General features: G+C 69.0%; 10 protein-coding genes and 1 pseudogene. 1 reads left to right on the forward strand and 10 read right to left on the reverse strand.

Going from position 1 to position 10,551, the window contains the following annotated elements; translation table 11 throughout:
- Positions 1 to 492: pseudogene (locus tag I5G_RS03010) on the reverse strand (hypothetical protein); the annotation flags it as partial.
- A 98-nt stretch (positions 493 to 590) separates the two neighbouring features.
- Entirely contained in the window at positions 591 to 4,103 is a 3,513-nt protein-coding gene (dnaE, locus tag I5G_RS03015; protein ID WP_026095607.1) for a DNA polymerase III subunit alpha, read from the reverse strand.
- A 51-nt stretch (positions 4,104 to 4,154) separates the two neighbouring features.
- Here dnaE and I5G_RS03020 point away from each other — a divergent pair, with 51 nt between their 5' ends.
- Complete coding sequence (locus I5G_RS03020; RefSeq protein ID WP_022877732.1) at positions 4,155 to 4,628, forward strand: NUDIX domain-containing protein; 474 nt, start codon at positions 4,155 to 4,157, stop codon at positions 4,626 to 4,628.
- A 6-nt stretch (positions 4,629 to 4,634) separates the two neighbouring features.
- Here I5G_RS03020 and I5G_RS03025 read toward each other — a convergent pair whose 3' ends face one another.
- The 8 genes from I5G_RS03025 to I5G_RS20295 form a co-directional block, all read right to left on the reverse strand.
- Positions 4,635 to 5,558, reverse strand: coding sequence for an RluA family pseudouridine synthase (locus tag I5G_RS03025; RefSeq protein ID WP_022877733.1), 924 nt, complete (start codon positions 5,556 to 5,558; stop codon positions 4,635 to 4,637).
- A gap of 1 nt (position 5,559) precedes the next feature.
- A complete protein-coding gene (lspA, locus tag I5G_RS03030; RefSeq protein ID WP_239642477.1) occupies positions 5,560 to 6,078 on the reverse strand; it encodes a signal peptidase II in 519 nt (172 codons plus the stop codon).
- A gap of 75 nt (positions 6,079 to 6,153) precedes the next feature.
- Positions 6,154 to 6,765, reverse strand: a complete 612-nt coding sequence (locus tag I5G_RS03035) for a DivIVA domain-containing protein (protein WP_022877735.1) — start codon at positions 6,763 to 6,765, stop codon at positions 6,154 to 6,156.
- Positions 6,766 to 6,889: 124 nt separating this feature from the next.
- Complete coding sequence (locus I5G_RS03040; RefSeq protein ID WP_022877736.1) at positions 6,890 to 7,192, reverse strand: YggT family protein; 303 nt, start codon at positions 7,190 to 7,192, stop codon at positions 6,890 to 6,892.
- Positions 7,193 to 7,198: 6 nt separating this feature from the next.
- The gene (locus tag I5G_RS03045; RefSeq protein WP_022877737.1) at positions 7,199 to 7,669 is read right to left on the reverse strand and encodes a cell division protein SepF; all 471 of its coding nucleotides are present in this window, start codon (positions 7,667 to 7,669) and stop codon (positions 7,199 to 7,201) included.
- A gap of 31 nt (positions 7,670 to 7,700) precedes the next feature.
- Entirely contained in the window at positions 7,701 to 8,384 is a 684-nt protein-coding gene (locus tag I5G_RS03050; RefSeq protein WP_022877738.1) for a YggS family pyridoxal phosphate-dependent enzyme, read from the reverse strand.
- A 64-nt stretch (positions 8,385 to 8,448) separates the two neighbouring features.
- Entirely contained in the window at positions 8,449 to 9,627 is a 1,179-nt protein-coding gene (gene ftsZ / locus I5G_RS03055) for a cell division protein FtsZ (RefSeq protein WP_022877739.1), read from the reverse strand.
- 150 nt (positions 9,628 to 9,777) lie between these two features.
- Positions 9,778 to 10,524, reverse strand: a complete 747-nt coding sequence (locus I5G_RS20295; RefSeq protein WP_022877740.1) for an FtsQ-type POTRA domain-containing protein — start codon at positions 10,522 to 10,524, stop codon at positions 9,778 to 9,780.
- Positions 10,525 to 10,551: the final 27 nt, after the last annotated feature.

A 10,551-nucleotide genomic window follows, 5' to 3' on the forward strand; every position in this document is an offset into this window, starting at 1 on the left:
CAGAGCGAGGAGACCGACCGCGATCGTGGGGAGAGCCACCGTGGGGATCCACCACAGGTTGGAGAGCCAGACGTTGGAGCCGCCCCCGAGGACGCGGACGTTCGAGGGGAGGTTGTTGAGCGGGAAGAACGAGACGATGAAGAGTACGGCCCAGATCCCGAGCAGAGACAACTCGCGCACCGAGAACGGCCCGACGCCGTACTGCGGGGCGTCACCGTCGCGCGGCGCGGGAGCGTGGGTCTGCGCGTCGGCGTGGGCGTCGGCATCCGGCAGCTCGGTGTGCGTCGAGCGGCGCGCGTTGACGTGCGCCCGCGCGTCGATGCTCGGCGTCGGGGCGAAGACGTCGTCGATGTCACCGGTGTCGGCGGCGGAGCGCGAAGCGCGCGGCTCCGCCGCCGCGGCCTCGGGAGCCGCGGCTTCGGTCCAGCGGGCGGAGTCCTCCGCCGGCGAGCCCGTGTTCTCCACGGGCGAGTCGTCGTAGCGATCGGTCACGATGGTCCTTTCGTTCGGGCGCCTCGGCACCCGTCGTCATTGTGAGACTGACGTCGTCGCGCCGGAGAGCACCCCGGGTTGACAACGCGCGCCACGCATCAGCCCAGGCAATTGGGACCGAGGAGTCCCTTGAGTTCTCCGAACAGATCAGCCGTCACACGCACCGGCATCGGCACCTCGAAGACCTTGGCGGTCCCACCTTTGTGCAACTTGAGAGTCACCTCCGTGTCACCGGCATGCCGCCGCAGCATCTGGGCGAGTTCGCTCACGAGCGTCTCGTTCGCGCGCTGTTCGGGGACGACGAGCGTGAGACCGCTCAGGGCGTCGAAGCCCTCGAGGTCGGGGGTGAAGGCCGACTGCGCGTGCAGGTTGAGGCCGTCGTCGCGGCGGGACACACGCCCGCGGACCACGAGGATCGAGTCGGCCTGCAGCACCGGGGCGAACTCCGCGTAGGTCTTCCCCATGAACATCACGGTCACCTCGCCGTTGAAGTCCTCCACGGTGACCATGCCGTACGGGTTGCCGCTCTGCTTCGCCACCCGGTGCTGCACGCTGGTGAGGAGACCCGCGACGGTGACCTGGTCGCCGTCCTGCACGTCGTCCGAGGCGAGCAGGTCGTGGATCGACGTGGACGCGTGCTTCGCGAGGGGGACCTCGAGCCCCGCGAGCGGGTGATCGGAGACGTAGAGCCCGAGCATCTCGCGCTCGAACGCGAGCTTGTCCTTCTTCGTCCACTCGGGCCGCTCGGGCACCTTCTCGACCTGCTGCGGCTCGTCCCACAGCGAGTCGAAGTCGAAGCCGACCTCGCCATTGGCCTCGCGGCGCTTGTCGAGCACGGCGCCCTCGCAGGCATCCTCGTGGATCTCGATCAGTGCGCGACGCGTGGAACCCAGCGAGTCGAAGGCCCCGGCCTTGATGAGCGATTCGACCGTGCGCTTGTTCGCCACGTGCAGCGGCACCTTGGCCAGGAAGTCGTGGAACGACGTGTACTTGGCATCCTGCCGCGCCGCGACGATCCCGTCGACGACGTTGGCGCCGACGTTGCGGACCGCACCGAGACCGAAACGGATGTCTTCACCGACGGCCGCGAAGAAGCGGATCGACTCGTTGACGTCGGGCGGGAGGACACGGATCCCCATGCGGCGGCACTCGTTGAGGTACACCGCCATCTTGTCCTTCGAGTCGCCGACGCTGGTGAGGAGCGCGGCCATGTACTCGGCGGGATAGTGCGCCTTGAGGTACGCCGTCCAGTACGACACGAGTCCGTACGCGGCGGTGTGCGCCTTGTTGAAGGCGTAGTCGGCGAACGACTCGAGGACCTTCCAGAGCGTCTGCTGCGCCTCGTCGCCGAAGCCGCGCTCGGTCATTCCGCCGAAGAAGATCTCCTTCTGCTTGTCGAGCTCGGACTTCTTCTTCTTGCCCATCGCGCGCCGGAGCAGGTCGGCCTGACCGAGCGTGTAGCCGGCCACGCGCTGCGCAACGGCCATGACCTGCTCCTGATAGACGATCAAGCCGTAGGTCGTGTCGAGGATGTCGGCGAGCGGCTCCTCGAGCTCGGGGTGGATCGGCTCGATCTCCTGCTGCTTGTTCTTGCGCAGCGCGTAGTTGATGTGCGAGTTCACGCCCATCGGGCCCGGGCGGTAGAGCGCGAGCACCGCCGAGATGTCCTCGAAGTTGTCGGGACGCATGAGGCGCAGCAGCGACCGCATCGGCCCGCCATCGAGCTGGAACACGCCGAGCGTGTCGCCGCGGGCGAGCAGTTCGTAGGATTCCGCGTCGTCGAGCGCGAGGTCCTCGAGCACCAGCGGGTGCCCGCGGTTGGCCTCGATGTTGTCGAGCGCGTCGTTGATGATCGTGAGGTTGCGCAACCCCAGGAAGTCCATCTTGATCAGGCCGAGCGACTCGCACGCGGGGTAGTCGAACTGCGTGACGATCTGACCGTCCTGCTCGCGGCGCATGATCGGGATGATGTCGATCAGCGGCTCGCTGGACATGATGACGCCGGCGGCGTGCACACCCCACTGGCGCTTGAGGTTCTCGAGCCCGAGGGCCGTGTCGAACACGGTCTTGGCCTCGGGGTCGGTCTCGATGAGGGTGCGGAACTCGCTCGCCTCTTTGTACCTAGGGTGCTCGGGGTTGAACATTCCGTCGAGCGGCATGTCCTTGCCCATCACCGCGGGAGGCATGGCCTTGGTGAGCTTGTCGCCCATGCTGAAGGGGAAGCCCAGCACGCGACCGGCGTCCTTGAGCGCCTGCTTCGCCTTGATCGTGCCGTACGTGACGATCTGCGCGACGCGCTCGTCGCCGTACTTCTCGGTCACGTACTGGATGACCTCGCCACGACGACGGTCGTCGAAGTCGACGTCGAAGTCGGGCATGGAGACGCGGTCCGGGTTCAGGAAGCGCTCGAAGATCAGGCCGTGCTGCAGCGGGTCGAGGTCGGTGATCTTCATCGCGTACGCGACCATCGAGCCGGCACCCGAACCACGCCCGGGACCGACCCGGATGCCGTTGTTCTTGGCCCAGTTGATGAAGTCGGCGACGACGAGGAAGTAGCCGGGGAACCCCATCTGCAGGATGACGTCGGTCTCGTACTCTGCCTGCTTGCGCACGGCATCCGGGATGCCGCCCGGGTAGCGGTCGTGGAGGCCGTTCTCGACCTCTTTGATCATCCAGCTGCCCTCGGTCTCGCCCTCGGGGACCGGGAAGCGCGGCATGTAGTTGGCCGAGGTGTTGAACTCGACCTCGCAGCGCTCGGCGATGAGGAGCGTGTTGTCGCAGGCCTCGGGGTTGTCGCGGAAGACCTGGCGCATCTCGGCGGCGGACTTGACGTAGTAGCCGTCGCCGTCGAACTTGAAGCGCTTGGGGTCGTCGAGCGTCGAGCCGGACTGCACGCAGAGCAGAGCCGCGTGGCTCGTCGCGTCGTGCTGGTGCGTGTAGTGGAGGTCATTGGTGCCGACCAGCGGAATGTCGAGTTCTTTCGCGATCCGGAGCAGATCGGACATGATCCGGCGCTCGATCGACAGACCGTGATCCATGATCTCGGCGAAGTAGTTGTCTTTGCCGAAGATGTCCTGGAACTCGGCCGCGGCGGCCTTGGCCGCGTCGTACTGGCCGAGGCGGAGGCGCGTCTGGACCTCGCCCGAGGGGCACCCGGTCGTCGCGATGAGGCCCTTGCTGTAGGTCTGCAGCAGCTCGCGGTCCATGCGGGGCTTGAAGTAGTAGCCCTCCATGCTCGACCGCGACGAGAGCCGGAACAGGTTGTGCATGCCCTCGGTGGTCTCGGACAGCAGGGTCATGTGCGTGTACGCGCCGGAACCCGACACGTCGTCGCTCTGCTGCTCGGGGGTTCCCCAGCGGACGCGGGACTTGTCGGAGCGGTGGGTGCCGGGGGTGACGTAGGCCTCGATGCCGATGATCGGCTTGATGCCGGCATCCTTCGCCGTCTTGTAGAACTCGTAGGCCGCGAACGTGTTGCCGTGGTCGGTCACGGCGATCGCCGGCATGCCCAGTTTGACCGCCTCCTGCACCATGGGACCGATGCGCGCGGCGCCGTCGAGCATGGAGTACTCGCTGTGCACGTGAAGGTGAACGAAGGAGTCTGCTGCCACCCGTCGAGTGTACGTTCCCCCTCCGACATCGGCCTGGGTTAACGTGGGCGCGTGCCCACACCCGACTTCGTCCTGGAGCTCCGCCGTCACATCGGCACGAGCCCGCTCCCCCTCGTCGGCGTGACCGCGGTGATCGTGCGCGGCGACGACGTGCTGCTGGGTCGCCGCAGCGACACCGGCCGGCTCACCCCCATCACGGGCATCGTCGACCCGGGCGAGGAACCGGCCGACGCCGCGGCGCGCGAGGCCGAGGAGGAGGCCGGTGTCCGCATCCGCGTCGACCGCCTCGCGTGGGTGCACCAGATCCCCCGCGTCACCTACGCCAACGGCGACCAGAGCGACTACCTCGACCTGACGTTCGCGTGCACGTGGATCGACGGCGAGCCCGAGCCGGTCGACGGCGAGATGACCGAGGTCGGGTGGCATCCGATCTCCGGGATCGACGGGATCCTGGATGCCGAGATGTCGGCGCGCGTGTCCGCGGCGCTCACGCCCGGACCGGCGAGATTCGAGGGCGGGCGCTGACCCGCGTCAGGCGCCGTCGCGCAGGACGTCGAGCGCGTGCTGCAGGTCAGCCGGATAGGGCGACTCGAAGCTCGCCCACTCCCCCGTGGCGGGGTGTGTGAAAGCCAGCCGGTGCGCATGCAGCCACTGCCGCGTGAGGCCGAGCCGCGCCGACAGCGTGGGGTCGGCGCCGTACAGCGGGTCGCCCGCGCACGGGTGCCGGTGCGCCGCCATGTGCACGCGGATCTGGTGCGTGCGGCCGGTCTCGAGGTGGATCTCCAGCAGCGACGCCCGCGGGAACGCCTCGAGCGTCTCGTAGTGCGTGACGGAGTCCTTGCCGTCCGGGGTGACGGCGAACTTCCACGAGTGGTGGGGATGCCGCCCGATCGGGGCGTCGATGGTGCCCGTGAGCGGATCGGGGTGCCCCTGGACCACGGCGTGGTAGATCTTGTCGACCGTCCGGTCCTTGAACGCCGCCTTCAGCAGCGTGTACGCGCGCTCGGTCTTCGCGACGACCATGAGGCCGCTCGTGCCGACGTCGAGCCGGTGCACGATCCCGCGGCGCTCCGCAGCGCCGCTCGTGGCGATACGGAACCCGGCGGCCGCGAGGGCGCCGAGCACGGTCGGCCCCTCCCATCCGACGGAGGGGTGCGCCGCGACACCGGCGGGCTTGTCGACCACGACGATGTCGTCGTCGTCCCAGACGATCCCGAGGTCGGGAACCTCGACCGGGATCACCTCGGGGTCGCGCTTCGGCTCCCACTCGACGCTGAGCCACGTTCCCGCGTGCAGGCGGTCGGAGCGTCCGACGGTGCGGCCGTCGACGGTCACTCCCCCGGCGTCGGCCACCTCCGCCGCGAAGGTGCGCGAGAAGCCGAGCATCTTGGCGAGGGCCTGATCGACGCGCGCTCCCTCGAGCCCGTCGGGAACGGGCAGACTCCGCGAATCCATGTCAGCGGGTGCCCTGTTCGCCGGGCGTCTCGACCGGCTCGTCGGAGGCGACCTCGGCGTCGCGGGAACCGCGCTTCTCTCGCGTGCCGTCGAGCCGGAGGCCCAGGAGCACGAGGAGGGCGACCGAGATCATCATCGTCACGATGAACATGTCGGCGACGTTGTAGATCGCCGGCATCATCCACGGCGTCGAGATGAAGTCCACGACATGACCGACCGGGAAGCCGGGCGCCCGCAGGAGACGGTCGCTGAGATTGCCGAGCACGCCGCCCAGCAGCAGCCCGAGCACGACCGCCCACAGGCGCGAACGCACCCGGGTCACGGCCAGGAACAGGATGATGACCGCCACGACCGCCAGCGCTATCGTGAAGATCCAGGTGACGCCCTCACCGAGCGAGAACGCCGCCCCCGGGTTGCGGACGAGATAGAACTGCAGGAAGTCACCGAGGATCGGCACCACCCGCTCCGGGGGAAGGCCGGCGATGGCCGCTGCCTTCGCCAACTGGTCGGCGGCCAGCACCGTCGCCGCGAGAATCGCAACGAGGGCGCCGGCCGCCGCCGAACGCAGAGGAGATCGACTGCGCAAAGAGTCGGCCTACAGACCGATCGCCGAAACGGGCGTCGAGCCCGACGACGAACCGGCCGTGTCGAGGTCGCGGAGCTGACCCTCGATGTAGGAACGCAGCTGCGAACGGTAGTCGCGCTCGAAGTTGCGGAGCTCGGTGATGCGCCCCTCGAGAACGGTGCGCTCCTTCTCGAGGCGCGAGCGCTCCTCGCGACCCTGCTTCTCGGCCTCGGCGACGATGGATGCCGCCTGCGCCTGAGCCTCGGAGATGAGCTGGTCACGCTGCGCCTTGCCCTCGGCGACGTGCTCATCGTGCAGGCGCTGGGCCAGCTCGATGATGCCGGCGCTCTGCGCGGCGGGGGCCACATCGGACTCGGCGGCGGGGGCCGCAGCCGGAGCCGGCACCTCAGAGACGACGGGCTCTTCGGCCTGCGGCGCCTCGGCGACCGGAGCCGCGGGGGCGGCTTCACCGGACTCGAACGCGGCGAGCTTGGCCTTCAGCTCCTCGTTCTCGGCGATCGTCTTGCGCCACTCGACGACGATCTCGTCGAGGAAGTCGTCGACCTCGTCGGGGTCGAAGCCCTCCTTGAAACGCACATGCTGGAACTGCTTGGTGACGACATCATCGGGGGTCAGTGCCATGGTGTTTCCTCTTTCGAGAGCTCTGAATCGGAACGTGGGGGGGGTGTCGCACCGGGGCACACCGCTTCGGAACAGCATAGCCGCCGCCCTTCTTCGGTGTCGAAGGGCGACGGCTATGCGGGAGTCACAGAGCGGCGAGCGACCGCGTGACGCTGAGAAGCAGGAAGCACGCGAACATCGTGATGGCGAACGCGAAATCGATCGCGATGCCGCCGATGCGCAGGGGCGGAATCACCCGCCGGAGGAGCCGGATGGGTGGGTCCGTCACCGTGTAGACGATCTCGGCCACCACCAGCATGGCGCCACGGGGACGCCACTCACGGTTGAACATCGGGATGTACTCGAGGACCAACCGGGCCAGGAGCAGAACGATGTAGATGAAAAGCAGCGCGCTGAGGATGGAGCCGACCAGGCTCAGGACGGCCACGATCGCTTACTGGGACGCGAAGGGCGCGCCCTCGGGGTCGGCCTGCGCGATCGCACCGTCGCCGGAGACGGCGATGTTCTCGGGCGAGAGCAGGAAGACCTTGCTCGTGACCCGCTCGATACGTCCGTACAGACCGAGCGACAGGCCGCTCGCGAAGTCGATCAGGCGGCGCGCGTCGGCGTCGCTCATCTGCGACAGGTTGATGATGACCGGGATCCCCTCGCGGAAGTTCTCGGCGATCGTCTGCGCGTCGCGGTACTGCTTGGGGTGCACCGTGAGGATCTCGCTGACCGGGCCGGCGGCCGGCTGGCGCACCACGGCGGGGCGGTGCAGCGGGGTCACCGGAGCGGCCTTCTCGACCGACGCGGGCTGCACGGACTGCTTGCGCGCGACCGGCTGCGGGGCGGTCTCCTCATAGGTCTCCTCCTCGTCGGCGAGGCCCAGGTACACCATCGTCTTCTTGAGCGGGTTCGACATCGCATCCTCCGTTCGCTCGTCTGTTTCGAGGCTAGTCGCGAGGGGGTCGCGGACCCGTGATTGCCGAACCGATCCGTAGGTGTGTCGCGCCCATCGCGATCGCCTCGGGGAAATCGCCCGTCATTCCGGCCGAGATCCACGTCGCGTCGGGAACGACACGCCGCACGGCGTCGGCGCAGTGCCGCAGTCGCTCGAAGGCGCGGGCAGGGTCCTCGTCGAGCGGCGCGACGGCCATGACGCCGCGCACGCGCAGGCTCTCGAGGGCGGCGACGTGGGCGGCGAGAGCCTCCACCTCGGTCGGCGCGACGCCGCCGCGCCCGGGATCGTCGGTCAGGTTCACCTGGAGCAGTACGTCCAGGCGGGAGCCGTCGTCCGCGGCATCCAGAGCATCCGCGATGCGGGCGCGATCCACCGAATGGACCGCGTCGGATGCCGCCCGCACGGCGCGGGCCTTGTTCGTCTGGGCCTGGCCGATGAAGTGCCAGCGGAGGCCGTCGAGACCGCCCGCCTCGCGATGCTTGGCGGTGAGCTCCTGCTGGCGGTTCTCCCCCACGTCACGGACGCCGAGCGCATACAGGTCGGTGATGAGCGAGACCGGGTGAAACTTCGTCACCACGATGCGGGTGATCCCGGCGGGGTCGCGCCCGGCGGAGCGGGCGGCGTCGACGATGCGCGCGTCGACGTCGGCGAGACGGTCGGCGAGAGCGGCATCCATGGGTCCTCCTTCGACGACGCAGCGGGCCCGGTGTGACCGGACCCGCTGCGTCAATCGTTCGTCGTCACTTGAGGAAGTCGGGCACGTCCAGGTCGTCGTCGGCGAAGCCGGAGTCGTAGGACGTGTCGGGGACGCGAGCGGCCACCGGTGCCGGCTCGGGCGTGCGCTCGGGCGTGTGGGCCTTCTGCTCCTCGGCGGCGCTGAGGTCGCGCGCGACGTCGTCGGCGGGGATCGCCGGCACCGCGGGAACGGCCACCGGGCGCTGAGCACCGACGGGGTCGATGCGCAGGGACGGCTCGCCGCCGTCGAAGCCGGCCGCGATGACCGTGACACGGACCTCGTCGCCGAGCGTGTCGTCGATCACGGTTCCGAAGATGATGTTGGCCTCGGGGTGCGCGGCCTCCTTCACCAGCTGGGCGGCGTCGTTGATCTCGAAGATGCCGAGGTTCGATCCGCCCTGGATCGAGAGCAGGACACCGTGCGCTCCTTCGATGGAGGCCTCGAGCAGCGGCGACTCGACGGCGAGTTCCGCGGCCTTGATCGCACGGTCCGCGCCGCGCGCGGAACCGATGCCCATGAGCGCGGAGCCCGCGCCCTGCATGACCGACTTGACGTCGGCGAAGTCGAGGTTGATGAGACCCGGGGTGGTGATGAGGTCGGTGATGCCCTGCACACCGGCCAGGAGCACCTGGTCGGCCGTCGCGAAGGCCTCGATCATCGAGATCCCGCGGTCGCTGATCTCGAGCAGGCGGTCGTTCGGCACCACGATGAGCGTGTCGACCTCCTCCTTCAGGCGTCCGACACCGGCCTCGGCCTGGCTCTGACGACGACGACCCTCGAACGAGAACGGCTTCGTGACGACACCGATGGTCAGGGCGCCGATCGACTTGGCGATCTTCGCGACGACGGGCGCACCACCCGTGCCGGTTCCGCCACCCTCACCCGCGGTGACGAAGACCATGTCGGCGCCGCGCAGCGCCTCCTCGATCTCCTCCGCGTGGTCTTCGGCGGCGCGACGTCCCACCTCGGGGTCCGCACCGGCACCCAGGCCGCGCGTGAGCTCGCGTCCGACGTCGAGCTTGACGTCGGCGTCGCTCATCAGCAGCGCCTGTGCATCGGTGTTGATCGCGATGAACTCCACGCCGCGCAGGCCCAGCTCGATCATGCGGTTGACGGCGTTGACGCCGCCTCCGCCCACACCGACGACCTTGATGACGGCGAGGTAGTTCTGGTTCTGGCTCATGCCGGCCTCCGTTATCCCCGAACCTGAAACTCTAAACCTCATGTTGAGGGTTAAAGAATTGCCCGGTATGCAATTCCTTAGCTCGAAGGTAGGCGGCGGTTCCGGCTCGGCCGGACCGACACGCGGCGTGTCGGATTATCCCGTCGCGGATCAGCGGATGACGCCGGCCTCGGGCGACGTGACGTCGTATTCCTTGGTGCGATCGGGCGGGCTCTTCTGCATCAGCAGGTCGAGGACGCGCGCCTTCTCCGCCGAGCGGTCGGCGCTCCCCCACGCGACCTTCGACCCCGTCCCCCCGAGCGTGAGGGTCACGTCGTCCGGCGTCGACGCGGAGACCGCCGTCACCTGCGAACGGATGCCATCCGGCAGGGCGCGCACGACGCGGCCGGCCGCGCGGAACGCATCCGACTCCGTCCCGCCGGTGATGTCGAGGACCGGCTGCCCGGCCGGAGCGGTGGGCGTCGTGGACAGCACGACGCCGGCGGCATCCACGAGGGTGAAGCCCGCGGGCGTCTGGACGACTCCGACGGGGGTGCGCTCGACGATCCGCACGATGAGGTCGTGGGGCGGCCGCGCCTCGAGCGTGTACGACTCCACCAGCGGGAACCGGACGAGCGCAGCCTTCACCGCACTGTCGTCGACCATCGCGAGAGGCGTGCCGACCTGGCCCTTCAGCGCGTCCGCGACCGCGGCGGCATCCAGCTGGGACGTCCCCACGACGTCCACGCGCTCCACCGCGAACAGCGGGCTGTACGCGGCGCCCGCGGTGCCGAGCACCATCACGACGAAGGCGACCGCGACGCCGATCCAGATCCGACGCCGACGGCGCTGGCGGACGGTGAAGCGCCGCACCTCGGCGCGCAGCGCCCGACGCCGCGCCCGCGAGGCGCGCCACACGTCCCGGAGGCCCGTTCACCGGCTCCG

The sequence above is a fragment of the Microbacterium sp. B19 genome, assembly GCF_000333395.1.
In the GTDB taxonomy this organism is placed as follows: domain Bacteria; phylum Actinomycetota; class Actinomycetes; order Actinomycetales; family Microbacteriaceae; genus Microbacterium.

Coding starts and splice junctions, on each gene's coding strand:
- I5G_RS03025 (WP_022877733.1), bottom strand. CDS start 5,558: ATGGATTCGCGGAGTCTGCCCGTTCCCGACGGGCTCGAGGGAGCGCGC.
- I5G_RS03035 (WP_022877735.1), bottom strand. CDS start 6,765: ATGGCACTGACCCCCGATGATGTCGTCACCAAGCAGTTCCAGCATGTG.
- I5G_RS03045 (WP_022877737.1), bottom strand. CDS start 7,669: ATGTCGAACCCGCTCAAGAAGACGATGGTGTACCTGGGCCTCGCCGAC.
- I5G_RS03050 (WP_022877738.1), bottom strand. CDS start 8,384: ATGGATGCCGCTCTCGCCGACCGTCTCGCCGACGTCGACGCGCGCATC.
- ftsZ (WP_022877739.1), bottom strand. CDS start 9,627: ATGAGCCAGAACCAGAACTACCTCGCCGTCATCAAGGTCGTCGGTGTG.